This is a genomic window from Staphylococcus sp. HMSC14C01 (genome assembly GCF_001808085.1).
Lineage (GTDB): Bacteria > Bacillota > Bacilli > Staphylococcales > Staphylococcaceae > Staphylococcus > Staphylococcus hominis.
In genome coordinates this window covers 72,968-97,584 of the sequence record NZ_KV792029.1, presented here as the reverse complement: position 1 = coordinate 97,584, position 24,617 = coordinate 72,968, and the positions used below count along the sequence as shown (strand labels likewise).

Annotated in this window: 16 protein-coding genes and 2 pseudogenes; 11 read left to right on the top strand and 7 right to left on the bottom strand. The window is 30.8% G+C overall.

Annotated features, from left to right (window positions below; translation table 11 throughout):
* Window positions 1–215 precede the first annotated feature (215 nt).
* Window positions 216–1,373, top strand: a complete 1,158-nt coding sequence (locus tag HMPREF3131_RS05320; protein ID WP_017174955.1) for a nitrate/nitrite transporter — start codon at window positions 216–218, stop codon at window positions 1,371–1,373.
* A gap of 259 nt (window positions 1,374–1,632) precedes the next feature.
* Here HMPREF3131_RS05320 and HMPREF3131_RS05315 read toward each other — a convergent pair whose 3' ends face one another.
* Window positions 1,633–2,049 (bottom strand): Hsp20 family protein, encoded by a 417-nt coding sequence (locus HMPREF3131_RS05315; protein ID WP_002488807.1) that lies wholly within the window; start codon window positions 2,047–2,049, stop codon window positions 1,633–1,635.
* Between the two features lie 233 nt (window positions 2,050–2,282).
* A complete protein-coding gene (locus HMPREF3131_RS05310; protein WP_049382387.1) occupies window positions 2,283–2,726 on the bottom strand; it encodes a MarR family winged helix-turn-helix transcriptional regulator in 444 nt (147 codons plus the stop codon).
* 281 nt (window positions 2,727–3,007) lie between these two features.
* On the opposite strand from HMPREF3131_RS05310, the gene HMPREF3131_RS05305 reads away from it, so the two are divergent.
* Together HMPREF3131_RS05305 and HMPREF3131_RS05300 are read left to right on the top strand one after the other, a co-directional pair.
* Complete coding sequence (locus HMPREF3131_RS05305) at window positions 3,008–3,367, top strand: DUF3139 domain-containing protein (protein ID WP_049382386.1); 360 nt, start codon at window positions 3,008–3,010, stop codon at window positions 3,365–3,367.
* Between the two features lie 366 nt (window positions 3,368–3,733).
* The gene (locus HMPREF3131_RS05300) at window positions 3,734–5,011 is read left to right on the top strand and encodes a cation:dicarboxylate symporter family transporter (protein ID WP_017174953.1); all 1,278 of its coding nucleotides are present in this window, start codon (window positions 3,734–3,736) and stop codon (window positions 5,009–5,011) included.
* Window positions 5,012–5,138: 127 nt separating this feature from the next.
* Here HMPREF3131_RS05300 and HMPREF3131_RS05295 read toward each other — a convergent pair whose 3' ends face one another.
* The 3 genes from HMPREF3131_RS05295 to rsp all read right to left on the bottom strand — a co-directional run bounded on the left by HMPREF3131_RS05295 (window position 5,139) and on the right by rsp (window position 8,240).
* Window positions 5,139–5,492 carry a DUF4889 domain-containing protein gene (locus HMPREF3131_RS05295; RefSeq protein WP_002488761.1) on the bottom strand — a complete coding sequence of 118 codons (354 nt, stop codon included), beginning with the start codon at window positions 5,490–5,492 and terminating at the stop codon, window positions 5,139–5,141.
* A gap of 175 nt (window positions 5,493–5,667) precedes the next feature.
* Window positions 5,668–6,090, bottom strand: a complete 423-nt coding sequence (locus tag HMPREF3131_RS05290) for a pyridoxamine 5'-phosphate oxidase family protein (protein ID WP_002488735.1) — start codon at window positions 6,088–6,090, stop codon at window positions 5,668–5,670.
* 44 nt (window positions 6,091–6,134) lie between these two features.
* Window positions 6,135–8,240: an AraC family transcriptional regulator Rsp gene (rsp, locus tag HMPREF3131_RS05285; RefSeq protein ID WP_049415241.1), complete on the bottom strand. Its 2,106-nt coding sequence runs from the start codon at window positions 8,238–8,240 to the stop codon at window positions 6,135–6,137.
* 1,056 nt (window positions 8,241–9,296) lie between these two features.
* Here rsp and HMPREF3131_RS05280 point away from each other — a divergent pair.
* Complete coding sequence (locus tag HMPREF3131_RS05280) at window positions 9,297–10,739, top strand: sucrose-specific PTS transporter subunit IIBC (RefSeq protein ID WP_049414355.1); 1,443 nt, start codon at window positions 9,297–9,299, stop codon at window positions 10,737–10,739.
* A 41-nt stretch (window positions 10,740–10,780) separates the two neighbouring features.
* On the opposite strand, the gene HMPREF3131_RS05275 is transcribed toward HMPREF3131_RS05280, so the two are convergent.
* Window positions 10,781–11,722: a magnesium transporter CorA family protein gene (locus HMPREF3131_RS05275; RefSeq protein ID WP_002454917.1), complete on the bottom strand. Its 942-nt coding sequence runs from the start codon at window positions 11,720–11,722 to the stop codon at window positions 10,781–10,783.
* 24 nt (window positions 11,723–11,746) lie between these two features.
* Window positions 11,747–12,370 carry a TetR/AcrR family transcriptional regulator gene (locus HMPREF3131_RS05270; protein ID WP_002448440.1) on the bottom strand — a complete coding sequence of 208 codons (624 nt, stop codon included), beginning with the start codon at window positions 12,368–12,370 and terminating at the stop codon, window positions 11,747–11,749.
* Window positions 12,371–12,534: 164 nt separating this feature from the next.
* On the opposite strand from HMPREF3131_RS05270, the pseudogene HMPREF3131_RS05265 reads away from it, so the two are divergent.
* From HMPREF3131_RS05265 to ebh, 7 genes and pseudogenes are all read left to right on the top strand, one after another.
* Window positions 12,535–12,882, top strand: a pseudogene (locus HMPREF3131_RS05265) (YhgE/Pip domain-containing protein); the annotation flags it as partial.
* Window positions 12,883–12,991: 109 nt separating this feature from the next.
* Window positions 12,992–13,150 (top strand): annotated as a pseudogene (locus HMPREF3131_RS11480) (MATE family efflux transporter); the annotation flags it as partial.
* A 154-nt stretch (window positions 13,151–13,304) separates the two neighbouring features.
* Entirely contained in the window at window positions 13,305–14,552 is a 1,248-nt protein-coding gene (locus HMPREF3131_RS05260; RefSeq protein WP_048762149.1) for a copper resistance CopC/CopD family protein, read from the top strand.
* 16 nt (window positions 14,553–14,568) lie between these two features.
* Complete coding sequence (locus HMPREF3131_RS05255) at window positions 14,569–15,180, top strand: YcnI family protein (protein WP_070436514.1); 612 nt, start codon at window positions 14,569–14,571, stop codon at window positions 15,178–15,180.
* A gap of 128 nt (window positions 15,181–15,308) precedes the next feature.
* Entirely contained in the window at window positions 15,309–15,725 is a 417-nt protein-coding gene (locus HMPREF3131_RS05250; RefSeq protein ID WP_048762145.1) for a DUF2871 domain-containing protein, read from the top strand.
* 88 nt (window positions 15,726–15,813) lie between these two features.
* Entirely contained in the window at window positions 15,814–16,215 is a 402-nt protein-coding gene (locus HMPREF3131_RS05245; RefSeq protein ID WP_048762143.1) for a GNAT family N-acetyltransferase, read from the top strand.
* 401 nt (window positions 16,216–16,616) lie between these two features.
* The coding region (ebh, locus tag HMPREF3131_RS05240) for a hyperosmolarity resistance protein Ebh (RefSeq protein WP_256262191.1) at window positions 16,617–24,617 on the top strand (8,001 nt) is incomplete at its 3' end.

Sequence of the window (24,617 nt, the reverse complement as noted above, 5' to 3'; positions counted from 1 at the left end):
ATTTTGTTAGGAATTATGTCCCAGCCTCTTTTCTTTGTCTTATTATTTAAATATAGGGGGATTATTAGAGAGTATAAGGGAAACTCCTTATGTTCATATTTTCACAAAGTGATTAAAATTTAACTGTAATCAGTAATTAATCACACAAATTGGCTATATTGATATGTGATTTAATTATCGATAATAGAAAATAAAACATTGATGAAGGTGAAAAAATGAATAAAACTAAGGGTGGTTTTCAACTTACGTTACAAACTTTAAGTCTTGTAGTTGGATTCATGGCTTGGAGTATTATTTCTCCATTGATGCCATACATTTCACAAGATATTAAAATTAATCCAGGACAGTTATCAATTATTTTAGCGATACCAGTTATCCTAGGATCGATTCTTCGTGTACCATTTGGTTATTTAACAAATATTATTGGCGCTAAATGGGTATTCTTTTGTAGTTTTATTATATTATTATTTCCTATTTTCTTCTTAGGACAAGCCCAATCGCCTAGTATGTTAATGGCGTCTGGATTTTTTTTAGGAGTAGGAGGAGCCATTTTCTCTGTAGGTGTCACTTCAGTTCCTAAATATTTTTCAAAAGACAAAGTAGGATTAGCAAATGGTATTTATGGAATGGGGAACATTGGTACAGCAATTTCATCATTCTTAGCACCTCCTATTGCAGGTATTGTAGGATGGCAAACAACAGTAAGAAGTTATCTTATTATTATCGCTATTTTTGCAATATTAATGTTTTTCCTTGGAGATGCTAAAGAACCTAAAGTTAAAGTGCCTTTAGGCGCTCAAGTTAAAGATTTATCTTCAAACTACAAACTATATTATTTGAGTTTATGGTACTTTATTACATTTGGTGCTTTTGTAGCATTTGGTTTATTCTTACCTAACTATTTAGTTAATAATTTCGGAATAGATAAAGTAGATGCAGGTATTCGATCAGGAGTATTTATCGCATTGGCAACATTCTTACGACCTGTGGGTGGGATTTTAGGAGATAAATTCAACGCGGTTAAAGTCTTGATGATAGATTTTGTTGTGATGATTATCGGTGCAGTTATTTTAGGTATTTCAAGTCATATTGCCTTATTTACTATAGGTTGTTTAACAATTAGTATTTGTGCTGGATTAGGAAATGGACTTATCTTTAAACTTGTGCCATCTTACTTTGCTAAAGAATCTGGTACTGCAAATGGAATTGTTTCTATGATGGGAGGATTAGGTGGTTTCTTCCCACCACTTGTTATCACGTATGTTACTTCATTGACAGGTTCAAGTCATTTAGCATTTATTTTACTAGCTGTATTTGGAATACTTGCTTTTATTACAATGGGTCATCTTTACAAAAAAGAATACGCAAAATAAATAAACAACGTAGTGCACTAGCACTACGTTTGTTTATTAGCTTATGCTAAGTATCTATGTTTTCAATAATCTAATGTAAAATGAAATATGAATACAACGTACTTTGTTTGATGAGAGGTTGAAATAATAACACAAGCTGAAACTACCCTCTAAGAGAGTAAGGCAATAATACGAAGAATTATAAATAAGCCAGTAAATGAATGTCTCATCACTCATTTACTGGCTATTTTTCTGAAAGTTATATCTCAACTTCTTTTATTTATTCTACTGTAATTGTAGTACCTTCGTCTTCTTCAGTGACATTCTTAGGTAAAATCACCACTAAAACACCATCTTCATAACTTGCTTTGATTTGATTTTTATTAATATCTTCGAATTCAAAGCGTCTTACCAATTCCCCACTTGAGCGTTCACTTAATTGAACACTACCAGTTTGCTCAGATACTTGTTTAATTACTTTAATCGTTAAAGTAGCATGTTCATATTTAAGATGAATGTCTTGTTTCTTTACGCCAGGTAATTCGGCTTCTAGAACATATTGATTTTTTTGACTGTAAACATTTGTTGGGAAGCTTTTAGTTGAAAATTGGTTAAATACTTGTTCACCTAAATCACGAAATACATCTCTTGGATTATTTTTAAAAATAGCTTGATCAAAAAACTCTCTATTATTCATATATGAAATCTCCTTTTCAGAGTGATATGTCATAAAATATATTGAAATTTTACAATATCATTATATAAATAGAGATACTACACGTAAAGTAAAAGCAATTTGAAAGTTTGAAGAATTAAAAAGTGAAAGATGTGGAATAAAGAAACATGACAAAAGACGTCAATATTATGTATGAGTTAAAAAATAAAAGAAAGAAGGCACAATAATTACTTAGCTTTTGTCATGTGTATTAACTATTCAGCTTTAGAGCCGAAGTTCTCTGAAATAATATGTCTTAAGCTACTAGCAAGGCCATCCGCTTCATCGTCAGAAATATCAAAATCATTAAACACTTGATTAGAAATTTGCTCTAATACTGGTTTAATGTCTCTACCATTTTGAGTTAATGAAATTTGTAAATTACGTTCATCTTCTTTTTCTCGCATGCGTTGTACGTAACCTTTTTTCTCTAATTTTTTTAAGAGAGGCGTTAAAGTTCCAGAATCTAAGAAGACACGTTGACCAAGGGACTTAATATTTATTTTTTCGTCGTTTTCAATAGCCATAAGAACCATAAAACTTGTGTATGTTAAATCATACTCTTTTAGATAGTGAGTATATTTTTTAATTACCTCTTTTGAAGTAACATAAAGTAAAAAACATAACTGTTTACTTAAATAACTGTCCTTTACATACATATTTTTCCCCCCTCAACTTATTTAAAGATAGTATGAACAATACCTATTGTCAAGACTATATCCAGAGTATTATATAAGTTTTTTAATAAATTTAAAAACAAATTAAACTAAATCTACATATAAATTTAGAATGTTGATTTATTTCAAATTCTAAATTAAATTATTAGTATATTTTGTTACAAAAAAGAGGTATCACTTTAAAAAAGTTACTATTTCATTCATAATTATTTAAATGATAAAAGAAGCTATTTTATTGAGTAAGAGGATGAAGGAGTGCTCTGATGAGTAAGAAGCAAAAGATTATTAGAATTATTATTATATTAGCTATTTCTCTTGTAGTAGCTATTGCGTTCTTCTTTGGAACGAAAGCGTATCAAGGGCATAAAAATGTGCAACTTGTAGACAATTATATAGAACAAAAACATTTGAAAGATAAAATTAAATCAGAAAAAACATTATATAGTGCTAAAAGAGGCGTTTATTATAAACAAGTAGTGTTTAAAGACGAACCTAATTTAACATATATCATTCAGCCAATTGGTACACGTAAAGGTATTTTAGTTGAAGGATTTGATACGGAAACCAAGAAAAGTATTAAAGGTGCAAAACATAACTATTTCAACCAAAATTATAAGCCATAATATATAATCAATACGTAGAACCAGAGATATTAATGATGATTACTACTCAAAAAAACAATATCTATAGAAAAATAGATATTGTTTTTTTAAATGAAATTTTTTGTTAAATGGTAAAGGTAAACGAGTTAGTTAAAAAAGATTTTAGAGTAATGTCATTCATTTATAAACCGCTCTTACATTGAGAAGGTTAAAGATAGTGATTGAATTCCGACATCTATATTCTAAAAATATTCTCACTTTTCTGTTTTTAATTAATTATTTTTGCCAAATTAAATATGTATATTATTTAATAGTTTTTAATTTGTTATATCCGAATTTTGAATAATTTGATATAATTAAGCGATGTCAGAAGAAGGGGGTTTCAACGTGACTCTGTTCAAGAGAAAAGTTAGCCTACCTATGCAAGTATTAATTGCATTAGTGCTAGGTGTAGTAATTGGTTTATTATTATTTGGACAAACAGGTGTTGCAAATTATATTAAACCTTTCGGTGACGTTTTCTTAAATTTAATCAAAATGATCATCATCCCAATTGTATTCTGTTCACTTGCTTTATCTATTTCGAATTTAGGGGATTCGAAAAAAATAGGAAGCTATGGATGGAAATCAATTCTTTATTTCGAAATTATTACAACCATCGCCATCGGTTTAGGTTTAATTATTGGTAATATTTTTAAACCAGGAATTGGATTAGATCCTGATAAGTTACCTAAAGGCGATATTACTAAATATCAATCAACTGCGTCTGCCGCAGAACAATCTACATACGGTAACCACTTTATTGATACAATCGTAAATATTATACCAACTAATATTTTTGAAGCTTTAACTAAGGGTGAGTTATTGCCAATTATTTTCTTCGCAGTATTCTTTGGTTTGGGATTAGCTGCGATTGGAGAAAAAGCTGAACCAGTTAAAGGTTTCTTAAACGGTACATTAGAAGCCGTATTTTGGATGATTAATAAAATCTTAAAATTAGCACCAATTGGTGTATTTGCATTTATTTGTACAACTGTTATGACATTCGGTGCTTCAGCTTTAATTCCATTAGCTAAACTTGTTTTAGTAGTTGTGTTTGCGATGATTTTCTTCATTATTGTTGTTTTGGGTATTGTAGCAAGAATTTGTGGAATTAGTATTTTCTCAATCATTAAAATACTTAAAGATGAATTATTACTTGCATTCTCTACTTCAAGTTCTGAAGCAGTGTTACCAGTAATGATGAATAAAATGGAGAAATTTGGTTCACCAAAAGAAGTGACTTCTTTTGTTATACCAATTGGATATTCGTTTAATTTAGACGGATCAGCCTTATATCAATCTATCGCCGCTTTATTTGTTGCTCAAATGTATGGTATTCACTTATCATTATCTGAACAAATCATTTTAATGGTGACATTAATGGTTGCATCTAAAGGTATGGCAGGTGTGCCAGGAGTATCTATCGTAGTGTTATTAACAACATTGGGGGCAATGGGCTTACCAGCTCAAGGTCTTGCGTTAATTATCGGTGTAGATCGTTTGTTAGACATGGTTCGTACATGTGTGAACGTTATTGGTAATGCATTATCTACAGTAGTTATCTCTAAATGGGAACATGTTTATGATAAAGAAAAAGGTAAGAAATATCTAGAATCAATTTAAAAAAAGAAATCTGACATTTTTAGCGTCGCTTGGATAAGCGATGCTTTTTTATTCAAAAAGAAAAAGCGAGATAACTGATTTTAAATGAATGTTATCTCGCTCTTTATACTGCCTAATATATCAAAAGTTACATGCCTTTCATATCATGCATTTCATGAATTTTCATCATGAGACCATGTGGCACTTCATCATGATTTACTTTTGATACTCTAGAAAATGAATCAGAACCTTTTTCTTTTACTAAAAAGACAAAATCGCCTTTTTTTACTTTTACATTAGTGTTAGAAGGTAATTTAACATTTTTCTCTACTTTTTCAGTTTGTTCATTTACCATTTTATCAATAGTGTGACTATCTTTCATATAGCCATAGTAGGATTCTTTTTGCTGACCATTTAGCATTACAATGACTAAAATAATGCTAACAATTAACATAATTGCAATTAAAAAAATTCCTAACCCTAAACCTTTTTTGTTCTTCATTAAGACTCTCCTTAAATATATTAATTTATTTATACAAAAAATAGAATTAAATTGCAATAAAAGTTTCACAAAAATTCAATTGTACTTCAACTAATATAAATGAAGCATTATAAATAAGCAAAAAAAAGTAGATAGAATTCATGATACATTCTATCTACTCTTATTAACAATCAAATTAAAGATCAATTGTGATTGGTGTATCAATATCATCATCATTCATTAAAGTAATCGTTTTTGGATTTATTTTTAACACACATAAATTAGAATCCTCTTTAGAATCGAAGAATGTTTTGTCTTGTGTTTCCCACAACCAATCAATGACTTTCTGATCTTCTACAATGTCAATACTTGCTTCTATTTCAACAAAACTATTATTTGTTGTTTCATTATATCCTAGTAAAATATATGCTTCTGGATTACTTTGAATTTCTTTTACTTTAGAACTTTCATTGCTTGTTTTTGTATATAAATTAAGACCATCGTTATAGAACACCATATATCTGCTATTCGGTTTATTATTATATGCAGTTGATAATACGCCAATTTTAGAAGTATTTAAAACTTTCTCAATCGCTTGAGTCACTTTTTGTTTGTCCAAACTAATCATCTCCTTATTGTATTTATATCCTTTTAAAATTAAATTTAAACAGATTTGATATAAATATATTTCACTTCATCATGATGCAACGTTATGTTAAATGGATGATTGGTTTCTTCTTGTATAAATAGTTCTGTTTTAGGTTGATTGCATCTATCTAACTGATGAATAATACTTTTTTCAATGTATACAGGTAAATTATCTTGAGACATTAATTGATGGATCGTCCCATGTTCTTTATTTAATGTATTTGCGATGATTAAGCTGTTTTCGTTTAATTTATTTAGTATTTGATAATGCTGTTTACTGTCAGACAAATAGCGATCATTAATTTTATTAAATAAGATAAAATGATAATTTCCATCTTTTTGACTCATTAAGTAATTATTTGAAATATGGATAGGCACATCGATAAATGCTGCAATAAATTGATAAAGATGCATAATTGGAAGTAAACTCCCATGTCGATTAAATAATGCAATAAACATCGGATCATCTTCAAAAAGGTGATAGCAAATACCACCTCCATATTTTAATAGCGCCGTTAAATGACAAACTAAATCTGCTAGTTGAAGTGGATGCCTACCGTCATTTGTATACTTAAAGCAACGTAATGATAAGCTACTATAGACAAATTGGGTCGAAGGTATATTAGAATTCTTTATAAAATGAACGTAGTTTTCGAAATGAGTATTTGCATGAGTAAATCCGCGTTGGTATTCAATTAATATATTTTTCGTATCAATATTTTCAATGTCAACAAAATAGTAATCAAAATTAAGACGCTTCATTGTATCATAGACTTCTTGTAACTTTTCGTACTGATGTAATAATCCTTCCACTAAAACACCATATTTAATCGAACGATTTTTGTTTCTAAGTTTTAAATATGATAGATGAATATCTTGGATAGTCATTGACTTGGTATCAAATACGAGCATAAATCGTACACTTTTTTTATTCCATTTATAATCTTGATTATTTTCTAGAAACGTCATAATTAAATCGTAAAAAGTAGTGAACTCAGATTTATTTTTGATAATGACAGCTAAACTGATATTTTTTTCAAATAATTTTTCGAAGCAGCGATTGAGTAAGTTTCCGTTAATTGAATGTTGATTCATATCACTCATATCATTAATCAAAATGGCTGGTTTAGGTAAATAAGATAAATCGATATCATAATGATCATTAAAAACAAACTGGAATAATTCATTAATATTTTTAAAATGAATAAATGCCTTTGAAGATTGAGTATGTTGAAAGGCTTCTAATTGCTCAAGATCAATGATAGTTGTTTCGGTTGATAATTGTTCAGTTGTTTCAAACTGAGAGATTAATTCAAAATGCTTAGGTTCAATGTCACTCTTCAGTCGTATCGCAGATATAGGATCAGAATGATTCAGTTGAGAACGAAATTGTTTTGGACTTAAATTAAGATAATTTTTAAATTGATTAGTAAAATTGGTATGACTACTAAAACCGGATTGTTCAGAAATACTTGTAATAGAGTCATTTGTACAAATGAGTAATCTAATAGCATGATTAATTTTCAAACTTGTATAATAATCTTTAAAATTAATATTCAATATACGTACAAATAAATTTGAACAATATGACTCAGAAATAAGTACATGTGCTGCAATATCTTGTAGAGAAATATTGGAAGTGATGTGATCATGAATGAATGTAAGTATATTAATTAAGATGTGCTGTTCAACAGGAATCTTTGGAATATATATATGAGGATGTCTAATAACTGCTTCTTTATAAAAAGTTTGTATGATCTTTGGAATAACTTTGTCATCATGATGAGATGTGTTGTACATATGTTCTATATTATTTAAAATGATTGATTTGATAAAATGACTTGATTGTAAGAGATGTGCATCAAAGTGGCAATTAAAAAAAGCAGCGTCTTCAAGATAAAAGTAAGCCATTGGTATTTTGAGCTCAATCAGATTTCTTCCTTTATTAATTTGATATAAATCACCTTGATTAATGATTGCAATATGATTTGATAATGGGTGATACTTTCCATTGATTGTCATTTCTAATTCATTAGTTAAAGAAAATAATATAAGCACATGGTTGATGTTTCTCCTAGGCATAGAAGTAATATTTTCATGTAAAAAAAGAGTACTGCTCATAAATAAGTCTCCTCATCTAGTATAGTATTTGTAAGCGGGGATTTAGGTCTGTTTGAATAATAAGAGTTATTATATATGAAAATAAAAGAGATATTAATAGTTAAAAATAAAAAATTTCGTTTATTTTTAAGTAAAAACGTTAACAATTTTATAGATGCACAATATTATTATTTTTTTTAGAATGTCGCATGAGACTATTGAAAATTTTTAGTAGGTCAATGAAACGAATTTAAATGCATAATAAATATAGATTTTGAGTGAAGAGATATAAGCTATTAAACAATGATTCACTTGAAATTAAAAATGACTAATTCTGTACATACATCACGATACAACATCATTTGAATATATAGCATCAAGAATGAATTTACTTATATATTTGATATGAGTCCCATATATTTAAAATCACTATTTAAATGTATATCAAGACACAACATCTTAGAGCATTAGCAACCGATATACAATAGTTTAATGAAACGAACGATTACGGTATTTTAAATAGAGAAAATGACATCACTCCGTAGAGTAAGCAACTTAGAATAAAAGATGCATGCAAATATAAAAGGTATTAACAGTAGCTAACTATTATATTTAGAATCATTATAACTCCCCAAAAATTTCTATTTAATGTGTAACAATTTTACATCATAACATCTAAATATACTTTTACTTAATTAAACATCACGAAACATATTCAAAGTTAAGAATGTCAGAATTAGTATTAAAAAAACCTGGGACAACATGCGTTGTCCCAGGTTTTTTGATGTATTAGCAAGTAGTAATTAAATTGAAAATACAGTAGATCAAGTTTTAAACTCTAGTAGAGGCGCTCTAGTACAAAGATGTTCATAAAGAAACTAATATCCAACACAAAGTGAGGTTAAATTGTAGAAGTGAGACATTGAATTTTATTTTACTTTCACCTTTTCATTAAATTAAAATATAAATTAAAATTAATTATATAAAATATTTATAAGATATTGCTTTGTTTTTTGGAACCGATTACAATTATATAATGAATATTAAAATGAGTTTCATATATAGGAGGTTAGTAGAATGAGCTATAAGAAATCGGCTGAAGATATATTAGAAGCGATAGGCGGAGAAGATAACTTAGATGCTATGGCCCATTGTGCCACAAGATTAAGACTTGTATTAAAAGATGAAAGTATTATAGATGAAAAAAAGTTATCTGAAATGGATGTAGTTAAAGGAACCTTTTCTACAGGAGGACAATATCAAATTATTATCGGCTCAGGAACAGTCAATAAAGTATTTGCAGAGTTAGAAAAAATAACAGGAAAAGAGCCATCAACAACTGCTGATGTAAAAGACAAATCGTCGAAGCATATGAATCCTTTACAACGTTTTGTTAAGATGTTGTCAGATATATTCGTACCAATTATACCAGCCATCGTTGCCGGTGGATTATTAATGGGTATTAATAATCTACTTACAGCGCCAGATTTATTCTATCATCATAAATCATTTATAGATGTTCATAGTCAATTCGCTGGATTAGCAGATATGATTAATGTTTTTGCTAATGCACCGTTTACACTATTACCTATTTTAATTGGCTTTAGTGCAGCGAAACGATTCGGCGGCAATCCATTTTTAGGTGCAGCGTTAGGAATGATTTTAGTACATCCTTCATTAATGAGTGCATATGATTTTCCTAAAGCAGTTGAAGCGGGTAAGGCTATTCCACATTGGGATTTATTTGGATTACATATTAATCAAGTTGGATATCAAGGACAAGTGTTACCTATGCTTGTGGCAGCCTATATCTTAGCAACTATTGAAAAAGGATTACGTAAAATCATTCCTACTGTATTGGATAATTTATTAACGCCTTTACTTGCAATATTGAGTACAGCATTCTTAACTTTCTTATTTGTAGGACCTATCACTAGACAGCTTGGTTATTGGTTATCAGATGGTTTAACATGGTTATATGAATTTGGAGGTGCAATTGGTGGATTTATCTTTGGATTATTTTATGCTCCAATTGTGATTACTGGTATGCACCATAGTTTTATTGCAGTAGAAACAACTTTAATTGCAGATCAAGCAAAAACAGGTGGATCATTTATTTTCCCAATCGCTACAATGTCAAATGTAGCACAAGGTGGGGCAGCGCTTGCTGCTTTCTTAATTATTAAAAATAATAAGAAACTTAAAGGTGTGGCTTCAGCAGCTGGTATCTCAGCTCTTTTAGGTATTACTGAACCCGCTTTATTTGGAGTTAACTTAAAATTAAGATATCCATTTATTGGTGCAATAACAGGTTCAGCTATAGGCTCAGCCTACATTTCGTTTTTCAAAGTTAAAGCCATTGCTTTAGGTACTGCAGGATTACCTGGATTTATTTCAATTAACCCAGCTCATGCTGGTTGGCTTCATTATTTCATAGGTATGTTTATTGCGTTTATAATTGCAGTGATTGTCACTTTAGTTTTATCACGAAGAAAAGCTTACAAAGCTGCAGCAGAATAAAAAAGTAACCCTTGCGATACATTGCAAGGGTTACTTTTTTATTAAAGTTTTTGCTTACGCCATAAGAAAATACTTACAATAGTGACTAATATTAAAGAGATTCCTACGATAACCAGCCACGAAACGTAACTCTTATCATCAATAGGTAATGGAACGTTCATACCAAAGAAACTAAAGACAAGGGTAGGTAGTGTCAGTAATACCGTGAAAAGAGTTAATGTCTTCATAATATTGTTCATTTCATTTGAAAGTAATGAAGAATACGAAGACGTGATACTTTCTAAAATACCTGTGTATAATTCAGTTGTTTCAATCGCTTGGTTATTTTCAATGACTAAGTCCTCTAACAAATCTTCATCTTCTTCAAAACGTTTAATTGCAGGCAAACGGAATAATTTTTTAATAATCGTATCATTCCCTTTTAAAGCTGCTAAAAAGTAAACCAAACTTTTTTCTACTTCCATTAAACGATAAAGTTGTTTATTCGTAATACTATTTTTCAAATCTCTTTCAATACGGATTCTTGATTTATTTAAAAGACGCAAGTTTCTGTTATAGTGATTTGAAATAGTAAGTAAAATATCTAAAGCAAAGCGACTATGAAATTTTAAATTTACGTTATCTTGTCTTGAATAATTTTCAAGAAATTCATTTTCAGCATCACAAATTGTAAAAATCACACCATTTCCAATCACAATACCTAGAGGAATGGTAACAAATGAGAGAACATGACGATTCGTAGAACTTACAATAGGCAAGTCGACAATAATAAGAGAATAGCCAGTATCTTCATCATATTCAATACGTGCACTTTCATCTGCATCAAGAGGATCACGAATAAAATCTTCTGGCAGATTGTACTGTTCAATTAATTGCTCAATTTCTTCTCTATCAGGTTCGACAACATTTATCCATGATGCAGATTGGTTTATATTTGTTTCAACTATTTCATTAGTAGTTGAGTGTTTATATGCAGTCAACATAATCGATAGTTCCTTTCTTAGTCTTTATTTCGCTGTGTCAATATTTAAAGCTTTATATTGATGCTGAACCATGATTCTTAAAGGTCCATTATAAATAATTTTAAAAATATGATTGGTTAAATCTTCAACTGAAAGACGGTGGGGATCATTCACCCAAAATTTAACAGTAGATATTGTTGCACCAGCAACATAACTATGAAAATATTTTTCTGGTATACCTTCAATCTCATGATTTGTACTAATATATTTTTGCATATTTTCCCCGATTAAGGAATAAATTTTTTCTTCAAGTTTTGACTTCCTATTTAATTGTAAGATCGTTTGATAAAAAGTAATATTATCCGAAATATGTTGAAGCATATTTTTTAAAATAATATTAATAAAATTTTTAGCAGTATCTTCTGGATCTTTTCCCATAATATTATGAAGATGATTTAAGAATGTCATTTGAGAAATAAATTCATCTTCCATATCTGATAATAATAAATATTTATCTTCATAATGTAAATAAAAGGTACCTCTATTAATATCTGCACGATCTGCAATATCTTGAATTGTAATTTTTTCTAATTCCTTTTCATTTAATAATTCGATAAATGAAGACTTAATTGCTGACCTCGTCTTACGAACTCTCCGATCTTCTTTCATTCTGCATCAATCCTTTATAATTAATTAACAATATTAGGCATAATGTTCATTAATTAACGATATGATCATTATTGATTATTGTATTGAAGTGATAACCTCATTATAATTTACAAGATATTAAATATTCAACACATTGTTCAATAAATATAGAGAGGTAAGTAGAAATGAATATTTTTAAAAGTAAGTTACTATGGTTCGCACCAATTGCAGCTATTTTATTATTAGTGATATTCTCTTTAGCGTTTTATCCTGCATTTAACCCAAAACCAAAACAAATACCGATTGCAGTGGTAAATAATGATAAAGGTATAGATATCCAAGGTAATAAAGTAAATATTGGTAAAACAATTGAAGATAAATTAATGGATAGTGATTCTGATACTGTTAAATGGATTAAAGTAAAAAAAGAATCAGATATTAAAAAAGGACTTAATGATAATAAATATTACGGCGCAGCTATTTTTAATAAAAATTTTTCAAAAAATGCAATGAGTAAAACGCAGTTGATTATTTGAAATAAGGTGTATTATATTATTTAGATATCTAACTAAATGAGATATGCAAAAATGGAATATAATTATTAATATTGGATTAGTGTGTTAGCATATAAAATGAAACACTATTCTGATACTATTTATATTAAATGCGTTGTTTGGTTTAACAGGGGCTGTATGGTCATTATTAATCGCTAAAACAATTTGTTCACTATTAGCAATGTTTATTGCATGTGTTTTAAGGAATGAGTTAACCTTGGACACACAAGCGTTAGTAGAAGAATAAAATAATTTGATATTAAAGCGAGCTATAAGGGAGAAGATCTCTTATTTAGCTCGCTTTAAATTTATATAAACGATGACATATTACAATAATTATTGTTAAATAAGTTATATTACTTTATTATTGTTAAATGAGTATTTTTTATAGGAGGACGTCAATGGTCATTTTAAAGCGAAGTTCTAAAGTAGCTATAGCGTTATTGATGATGTTCCTATTTTTATTCGTGCCGAGTATGACAAAAATAGCTTCTGCGCACGCTACTTTAGAAAAAACAACCCCAGCACAAAACGGTCTCGTATCAAAACAACCAGATACAATCAAATTAACATTTAATGAGCCGGTAAATGCCGAATATTCAGGGATAACGATATATAATGATAAAGGAAAGAAAATTGCTGATATTAAACCAAATACATCAGGACATTCAGATACTTTATCTTTCTCAGGCAAGCAATTAAAAGAAGGTACACAACAAATTAAATGGCACACTGTATCTGCTGATGGTCATGAAATTAGTGATCAATTTGAATTTTCAGTTGGTAAAAAAACAGCCAATGGTGTAGATACTACTCCTGTTGCATATGAAACGCCTGCATTTTGGTTTGGTGTGTTTAGATATATCGCTGAAGGCGCAACAATTATTTTAGTTGGTTTGTATTGGTTAAACGGTATTGCACGTAGAAATAATTTATCAACATTTGATATTTTCCCTAGACATGTCGCTGTATCATTAATCATGATGATGGCATATATTATGTCACTTGTACTCTATCTGATGACTCTATCATCTGATATTTTGGATTCAGTTTTAACATTTAATCCAAGTGTCTTAATTCAATTCCCATATATACTGAGCGCAATTGCTTTAATTATTCTAAGTGGATTGTTTGTATTAAGAAATATGGAACGAACATGGTATTGGGCTATTTCGATTATTATGATTTTAGCTTTAAGTATGTCAGGACATGCTTGGTCTCAAAGTGTTCCTGTTTGGTCAATTATACTTAGAACATTACATTTAGCTGGTATCAGTTTATGGCTAGGCGCATTAATTTATTTGTTTTCTTCAGTATTTACTAAAAAACGAGATGCAGTTGATTTATTACGCGAAATCTTATTTAAAGTGAATGGAGCTGCTGTTGCAGTTATCATAGTTACTGGTATATTAATGTCGATGGATGAAACTAAAATTCTATCAATATGGTCTAATATGCAAACATGGACAATATTATTAATAATTAAAATCGTAGGAACATTAATTATGATGGCTTTAGGTTTTATGCAAACAACGCGCGCCTTAAACAAACGTTATAGAATTAATAAAGTCTCTTTAATTATCGAAGTTTCTATTGGTATTATTTTAATACTTGTTGGTGTTATTATGAGTCAAATTAATATTCCATAAAAGGAGATTGTAAAATATGTTTAAAAAATTATTTTCTTCAGGTTTAGTGTTCTTCTTTTCACTAGGTTTATTTAAATATGCTGATGCACATGTGACGATAAATCCAAAAGTAGTTGAACCTGGATCTTATGAAAAAGTGGATGTTCGAGTACCTGTTGAACAAAAAGATCATACTGAAAAAGTCGAATTAGATATTCCAAAAGAAGTACAAGTGTCAAATATTCAACCCGTAGAAGGGTATAAATATAGTTTAGATAAAGACAAAAAAGGTAATATCACAAAAATCACCTGGAAAGCGAAAGATAAAGGCATTGGTCCTAATGAATTTATCGAATTCCCACTTCTTGTAGCAAGTCCTAAAGAAGAAGGCACATATTCATTTAAAGCTGTGCAGACATACGATAATAAAGATAAGGTAAAATGGACGGGTAAAGCGAATAGTGAACATCCTGCTCCAACATTGGAAGTGGAAAAAAATGCAAATGCTGTAACTGTTAAAGAAGACAACGCTAAAAAAGATGAAAAAAGTCACTCATCTTCAGGTGGTTCTATCGCATTATGGATTATTTCACTTGTTGCCATTATTTTATCTTTAGTTGCATTATTTAAACATGCAAGAAATAAATAAGACATATAATAAAGTGACTTCTAGTACTTGCTAGAGGTCATTTTTTATAACCTGATTTGATTACAAAATTTTGTCACTTTAAAGATAGAGATAATCGATTATAATAATTGAAGTAAGGGAGGATTTTTATGCGCAGATTATTATACGCTTTTTTAGTCTATATGATTATTGGACTTGTAAGTGGATTTTACTACAGAGAGTTAACGAAAGCACATGATTTTACGGGCGATACGCAACTAGCGCTTGTTCACACACATACGTTAATATTAGGTATGTTTATGTTTTTAATTTTACTTCCGCTTGAAAAAGTATTTAAGTTAAGTAGTTATTATTTATTTAATTGGTTCTTCATTGTATACAATATTGGTGTCATTATTACTGTAGGAATGATGCTAACAAAAGGCACTTACCAAGTCACTGGAAAAAGTTTTTCACCAGAAGCATTTGCTGGATTTGCAGGTATCGGTCATACAGGAATGCTTGCTGGATTATTATTACTTTTCTTTTTACTAAGACAAGCCATTTTAAAAGAATCGAGAGATTAAAATAATAATTTGAGACACAATAGATTCAAACCTATTGTGTCTTTTTTTATAATTAAGCATAAAGAGACAAAAAGAGGAGGACGTCTTAATGATTCATTATTCAAATTATCCACCAAATGTTAAAGATTATTGTGAATTAAGAGCAAAAGCAGGTATGAGTCCTAAATCTGAAGCAGCAGCACAAAAAGGACTACCTCATGCATGTTTTAATATTACTATTTATGAAGAATCAACATTGATTGGGATGGGTAGAGTGATTGGGGATGGAGGAACTGCATTTCAGATTATAGATATTGCTGTCCATCCATCTTATCAAGGACAAGGTTTTGGGAAAGAAATCTTAAAACAAGTAATGGCATTTATTGAAAATCATGCAGAAAAAGGGACATATGTCAGTCTGATTGCAGATTATCCAGCTGATCAATTATATAAGAAGTTTGGATTTCAATCTACCGAACCAAAATCTGGTGGAATGTTTAAAAAATATTAAAGAAAAAAGATGAGATTAAATTAAATTTCTTTTAAGTTCGTTATTTTATGTCTAGATTACGCTTTACGTAAATATTCTAAATAAAAATCTCTAGGTAATGGCTTCAAGATTAAAAAAGATAAGCGAATTTTTAATAAGCTAAATAAATTCTGAAACAATTATTTGAAGTGCGTCTAGTATATAAATTAAATAAATTATTTAATAAAATATTCATAAAATAATATACACATATAAAATGAATGATGATAATATATAAATGAACAAATACACCTATTGTTCAGTACAATATAGTAAATGATTGTGAAACATTGAGTCGTAATATAGTTTTTAAATAAAAATGTTTCATCATTTGCATCTATACAGCTAAGAATAAACATCAAGAATAGGAGTGAATAATCACTGTGAATTATCGAGAAAAATTACAGAAGTTTAGTATACGCAAATATACAGTCGGTGCTTTTTCAACTGTTATTGCGACATTAATTTTCTTAGGTTCACCTCAAGCACACGCCAGTGAACAACTACAAAAAGATGGGCAAGTGATTCAAGCAAAAGCTAGAGGCCAAGAACAAACTTCAAATGAGACAAGTAACAAGCAAGTTCAATCTAGCACAGAACCCAAAGCTTCACCTGTATCTGAGAGTCAAAAAGCAAACAATGAAACTTTAAATAAAGTTCAGACGACAGATACATTAACAAATAGTTTAACATCATTTTCATCTCAAAACGAAAACAAAGATACATCTCACACAACAACAGATTTAAAAGAAAATAATGAAGTTCAACCTCAAAAAAATAAATCAGATGATAATAGTCTAGCCGAGGTGAATGAAGGGCATAGTCCTCGTGACAACCGTACTCGTTACGAAGATAGAGAAGCATCAGATGATACCCTAGTATCTTCAACTTTAACAACAATTGATGCTGATAAACTTCAAGCAGCTTATGACCGTTCTTACGCTGAATATCGAAAAATTGATAGAGAACAATCTGATAATAAAAAAGTTGCTAAAATTAAAGCAACATTTGACAAAGTTAATGACTTTTTTAGTACTAATGATAATACAAACCAAGCATTAATAAATGAATTATATAAAGAAATAGAACAAGCTAACGCTTTAATCGGTTCATTACCACAACGACAAGTAAGTACAATCAGTACAAGAGCAAATAGAGAAGCACGTGCTGTAAGATCAAGTAGACGTCCTGTACGTGGACAAGGTGGGACGAGACCCCCTAGCAATACTGCTAATACTTATACACCACCAGTAGTTCATAACTCTAGACCAAAACCTGGCTCAAAAGTAAAAAAGAATTCAGATTTGTATAATAATGCTAAAAAAGAATGGTATGTAGAAAATGAAAATGATGGTTCCGGTTATTGGTCAGGAACGTTTTTACATGCAACGAATAAAAGTGCACCATATTACGCTACACGTTCTCATTATCGAAATATGAGTCCATCTAGTGTTAGAGGTATTGCAGAAATTTCATCAATTAGACAAAATGATGGATATTTATGGACGATTAATTTTAATAAGTATCATATTAAACGTAATGGCATGGTATTTTGGTTTGGTTTACCTAAAGGTCAAACGCCAACGGGACCAGTACGTTTTACTACCACAGATGTAAATGGTCATGAAACATCATCATCTGGTACTGGAGACGGTAGAGATCAAGCATTATCAAGAATGTGGGATTCTGCTGGTGGTATTACTTCTAGTGCATATAATTTCAGACAAGGAAATCCTTTGAATAGAAGTGAGTTCTATAACGATTCAGTTAATCATATTTATAATTTAGGGGATTTTGCACGTGGTAATGAAAATCAACCATTTACATTCTTTGAAAGAGAAGGTGTTCCAAATAAAATTAAAGTAGCTGGAGACGATATTTATCGTTATTTAACTGGGCAAGTAGATCATAATCAAGGTATTGATCATATCTATGCATTTCAAGCTAGAGGAACAGATAGTTATACCATTCAATTTAAAACGTCTGGTAGCTCACAAGATAGATTATATTATGCAGCAGGTGGTAGAGGGATTGAATTTAATGAAATCAACAACTATAACCAATTATATTTAGAGCCGCTAGAACAGTATAATGATCGTAAAACTAAAATTGTAGATGTTATCGATCGCGTACTGCATATTGACCATGTTGAATCAGCTTATGATGTGCCAGAGCGTAGAATAATGAAAAAACATTACTTAGATGGCGATTTCGCTACACACGAATATGCTGAAGATGTTTCAAGTTATCTAAGTAACCCTAGTGATCATGTAATGGGTTTATTCCCTAGAGTGCCTACTGATCGTTATAGAGGTAATTTTGGTGTAAATCCGCTTAACTCTTATGAAATTCATGAAATATTTTCTGAAGAAAAATTAAAAGAGGCTGCGAGAACAGGAAGACCAATTGAAATTTTTGTTGGGTTTAATGTAAGTGATGCATACCATAATGGTGAAACAATCAAAAAAGTAAATTTATTTGTCAAACCAAAGTTAGAACAATCTATTGGATTCTATTCAGATAATGCACCCGATAATAAAGAGAATTCACCTGAATCACAAGCTGCACATCATGCTGTCTTTTTACAACAAGAAGGTCAAATGCTTAATACAGTGACTAATGGTAATAGTAAGGATTATCATCAAAATATTCGGATTCAATTTAAAAGTAACGAGTCTGCAAATGTATGGGAAATCTCTGGATATCCACCCTCTCTACGAATTGAAGATGCAGTAGATAGACCCAATACAGAACTTGAGAAAAATAAAGTATTGGTTGGTCAATTGCCACCAGGACGCCATGTGATGACAGCGAGAATTGGTAATGAAACTAAAATCTTTGAAGTCATTGCCAAACCCAATCCGCCAGTTATTTCAACACTTGCGGCACAATTAGGACAAAAAGGTGGTAAAAAACCAACTATTACAGTGACACATGTACCACAAGATGAGAGAGCAAAAGTACGTTTAGTTTCAGGTGGTACAGATGGTGCAGGTCCTGGCACATCACCTTTAGGCTATACTGTACTCGCAGAAAAGATGGCAAACTTAGATGGCACGGTGACATTTGAAGAAAGTGATTATACTAATCCTTTACCTAATAATGGGGTTATTAGAGCAATTACATACTATGAAGATCCAGTGCAATCCAACTTTAGTAATTCGATTAATGTAGGACTAGATACTACACCGCCAACTTTTGGTGACGTAAGAGGCCTTCAAGATAAATATTATCGTGGAGATAACGTTAATATTTCAATTCCTGTTTCTGACAATGCATATGGTTCAGGTGTGGAAGATGCATCTATCACTGAAAATAGTGGTTTACAAGCAGTATTTAATAGAGATAATTCTGGAGACGCAGGTACTTTAGTGATTACTGGAACGATTTCTAATAATGCAACATGGAACAGTGATATTCTTGTTCAACCTGTAACACATGATAGAGCAGGTAATAATACTAATGTAAGTCCATATCATCTTCATATTGGAAAGTTATCAGATGATAAACCAGTTCAGTTATTTAGCCAGCAAGAATTGAAAACAGTGGGTAATCCTAATAGTATTTCGCAAAGCGAAAGAAATGATATCATTAACTCGCTTAAAGCTAAAAATAGTAGTTTGACATCATTTTTAAGTACACTTAACCCGTATATGGTTGGTAATGATGGTAGAGTAGTCTTGACATTTAAAGATGGTTCGACTCGTATCATTGATCCGACTCAAGTGATTACATATAGACCACAACGTAAATCAATATATACTGAGCCAGGTAGTTCAAATACAAAAGAAGCATTTATTACAATTGCTAAAGGTCAAGAGTATACAATTGGACCTGATTTAAGAAAATATTTCTCATTAAGTAATGGACAAGATATTCCTAATAATGCATTTACAACTATTAATGGTAGTTCAATACCATCAGCTCAAGCAATGAGTCGTCTAAATGCAGGTGTTTATACTTATAACGTAGATGCATTAAATGCTTACAACCATAGTTCAGAACGTTTGACAATTAAAGTTAACGTAGTTGATGTCAATACATTAGCAGAAAATCAACGTGTTTACCGTTCAACAACTAAAAATTTAAGTAATGATGAAATTACACAAGTTAGAAATGCCTTTAAAGCTGCTAATCCGCAATTAAATTTAAATGATAGTGATATCAGAATTGAAAACGATGAACCTTTAAGTAATCATCCAAGTCGTGTAAGAGTAACGATTACTAAAGGTGAATTAACAAAACAATTCATTTCAACATTTGATCATATGGATTTCTTAAAATGGATAAATTTACGTAATGATTATACTGTGACTTGGACAAGTCAAAAACTTAATGGAAGAAGCACAGATGGTGGATTTGAGTGGTCTCCAGATGGTAAAACAATAATTTATCGTTATGATGCAACGATTGGAAGAAGAATAACAGGCAATGACGTATTATCACTTTTAAGAGCAACGCCTAAACATGCAGGGTTGAGAAACCATATAGAAGGTCAAGAGAAAATATTAGCAGAATCAGGCTCAGCTCGTGGATTTAAACCTGTAGGATATTCTAAAGGGAATAGTATATATTCGGATGGAGAACATCCATTTACATATGATGGTCAACCTATTCAAGTATTAGACATAGTTGACAGCAATACTGGATATAGCAACTCTGCCGTTGCACGCAGTGACTATAGACATACAAGCAGCAATTCAACAGTGATGAGTGGTGATATTCCAGCCATGAATGGCGCTGCTGGTTTCCATTTAGATAAAGTGCTTAAACAAAATGGTACTGATAATGGAATTATGGGTGCGGTAGATAAACAACAATTGTATTTAACGCCTTATGGTGCAAAAAGCTATATTGAACGCCTTGGACAATCAATGTCATCAACAGACAATGTGATTAATATCGTATTTGTACCAACTGATAAAGTAACGCCAAATATTGTATTAGATAATTATAATGATCATGTTGTATTTTCAGGAGAAACTTTCAGAAATACACTTACATTAACTGATAACTTTGGTATTAAAAATGTTACTGTACCTAATGACAGTCAAATACCTATGAATGTATTAAATCATTCAACATTAAGTGGTGTTGCCCCTAATGTATCTACCCCAATGTCTAAACAAGTGAAAGTTAAAGTAACAGATGGTAGTGATAACGAAACAACGGCTGTATTTAATGTATTAATCAAACCATTAAAAGATAAATATAGTGTCATGACAACTGCTGATGAGTCGCATCCAATACGTATAGCGAATATTAGTAACAATGCAAGTTTATCTGAGACAGATAGACAAGCTATTTTTAACAGTTTAGATATTTCGAAATCAATTACCAATAGAAATTACGTTACAGAGGGCAGTAATGAAATAAGAAGTAGAGAAATTAGTAATGTTCATCGTTCAGGTAATAATGCAAATGTTGAAGTGACTATCACTTATGCAGATAATTCAAGAACATCCATTACTGTACCAGTAAAACATGTCATTCCTAATATCAGAGGAATAGAATTATTTACAGTACAAGGTCAGCCATTCCCAAGTGGTAAAGGAACAAATAATAATGACTTCTTCGTTATAAACAATGATCAACCTTTGACAGATGCTACTGTGACTTGGATTGGTAATGGACCAGATATTAACTCTACAACAGTAGGTGTCCCACAAATTTTAAGAGCAAACATCTTATTTGATGGTGAAACAACACCCATTGAAAAAGAAGCACACTATAGAGTAGTTAAAGCGAAACCAAAAAGAGTATATCAAACAACAATAAATGGTAATTTCTTATCTGCAAATGAAGGCTCGTCATCTAATGTAGGAGCATTTGTAGAAGGTATTGCAAATTATTTACCATCGGGTACGAACTTCGATTGGGCACCTGGTTCTGGACGACCTTTATCAAATAGTCCAGGTGTTTTCACAGAAACAATTAATGTGATATATCCTAACGGTCAAGTAGACCCAGTTAATGTATTGTTTAAAGTGAAACCAACTACGCCTTCAATTGATGCTTTAAGTACAAAATATAAAGCTGATTTATCTGGACAATCTATTAAAGTAAATAATGTTCCACATAATGCACAGGTTAAACTATATACTGAAGATGGTAGAGAAATGAGTAATACAACTATGACTAGAAATCGTGATGGTTCAGTGTCTATTACAATTCCAGGAGTATTACCACTTGGTAATATTAAAGCTAAATCAATTATCACGGTTGATCATGTAACGATTACTGAACAAAATAATAGTGGTTCTGTTGTGAACTCAACACGTTCAGAATCAATAGAATCAGATTTAAGTGCATCTTCACCTGTAACAAAACAACTTGAAGCGGTAGACGGCGGATTAAAATTTGTTAAAGGGGACAACATTGATTTAAATAATCCTAGAACTTACATTAAATCTAATTCAGATATCATACGAGTAGAATGGGAACAGAATGCTAATCAATGGAAAAACACAATTGGTACTACAACTAAACGCGCCATTGTCACATTGAGTAATGGAGAAACGAGAACAGTTTCTATTCCAGTAACCATTTATGCACCAGCCACTGCTAAAGCACCACAACGTGATGTGGTCGGTCACGCGTTAACTTATGGCGATGACGCAGCAAATTATGTGACATTTGAAAATAATTATATGAATGGGGCTACAGTGACTTGGAAAAATAATAATGCTCCAAGTAATAATATTGCTGGCGTTCAAAGCTTAACTGCTGAAGTAAGGTATAACGGTATTAATCACGTATATAATGTCCCAGTAAAAGTATATGAATATAAATATAAATTTAAAAAATCAGAGTATAGTACGATTGTAGGAACAAGTTTTGAAGGAAATGGAAATATTAATAATTATGTAGCATTAGAAAATGCGAATGGTTTACCTACAGATGGTTTCCATTTTGTTTGGACTCAAAACACCACAGCTTCTCATAGCGACCAATGGTCAAATTTAGCACATCCAAATCAAGCTTTTAAAAAAGAAGCGAGATTTGAAGTATTAGATAACCAAAACCACGTATTCTTTACTTCTGATCCAGCAATATTTAAAGTGACAAATGCAGTTCCAAATCCAGCAACTGTTACACAAAATGATGTTGGTGATGTAGTCATTTCACCAGGGGTAGGTAAAAACTTAGGCGTTAATGCTGGAAATATAATTGTAAATCCAGATAGAATTACTGTTAAAAAAGGAAATCAAGTTATTGGTACATTTGTCAAAAATAATACAGGCAAATGGGCAAAAGCTAGTGATTCTATAAACACACCTGGTTTATCAGTTTCTCCAGATGGTAATGAAATTATTTATGACAAAATGTCAGTTCCAAATGATACATTGATTAACACCGAATCAACGACAGGTAATGGAGAATTGACAAGTGAAGCTGCTACAAGTGCAACTTATAAAGTTAAGCCAGCAACACCATCTAACACAACATTTGCATTTAAACAAAATGGTGAGTTCGAAGTTATTCCAAACAATGCTAATACATCAACAACAAAAAATCCTACAGATAAAGTTAAAATTAGCTATGTTGAAAAAATGGGTAATAGTGCAGAACAATCTAGAGAATTAATTGTAACTAAAAATAATCAAAATCGATGGTCGATGAATAATCAGCCAGATTATGTGATATTTGATTCTATAACAGGTAAAGTGACATTTAAAGCTAATTCTTTAAAACCACATGTACTGATTAATACAGAATCTATTGCTGGAAATGATGATAATTTTAGCCATAATACTGTTGGAGTTGTGGGACCTGATCATCATGATGTTATCATTCATGAGATAGTCAAAGAACCTGGGGAAAGAGTTAGTAATGAGGAACTTAATAATGCAATTAGTGTAGATAATAAAGATCATGCTAATGTAAACGAAGGAGTAAGTTTACCTACAAATTTACAGAGTGATACAACGCAAGCAGTACCAACACGTATTACTTATAGAGATGGAAGTATAGAAATTGTAAATGTACCAATTAGAACCCATGCAGATAAATCGAGTATTAGAAATACTTTACCTAAACTTGACGCACAAGGAGACACTAATGGTAAAACACCATCAAGTGTGAGTGCATATAATAATGAAATGCAGCATTTACATGATGAAATTGAAGCAGTTCGAAGAAAAGCTAATGAAGTGTTATCAAATGATAGAGCAACAAATACTGATGTTGCAAATGTGACAAATAATATTAATGATGTCTCATTGAAAATTCAACATGCAATTTCATTACTACAAAATAAAGCAGATAATAGTGCTTTAGTTGAAGCAAAACGTCAACTTGATGAAGCAACGGCAGAACAAGATCCAACGCCAGGAATGACACAAGTAACATCAGATAATTATAGAGCGAAAAAAGCAGAAGCA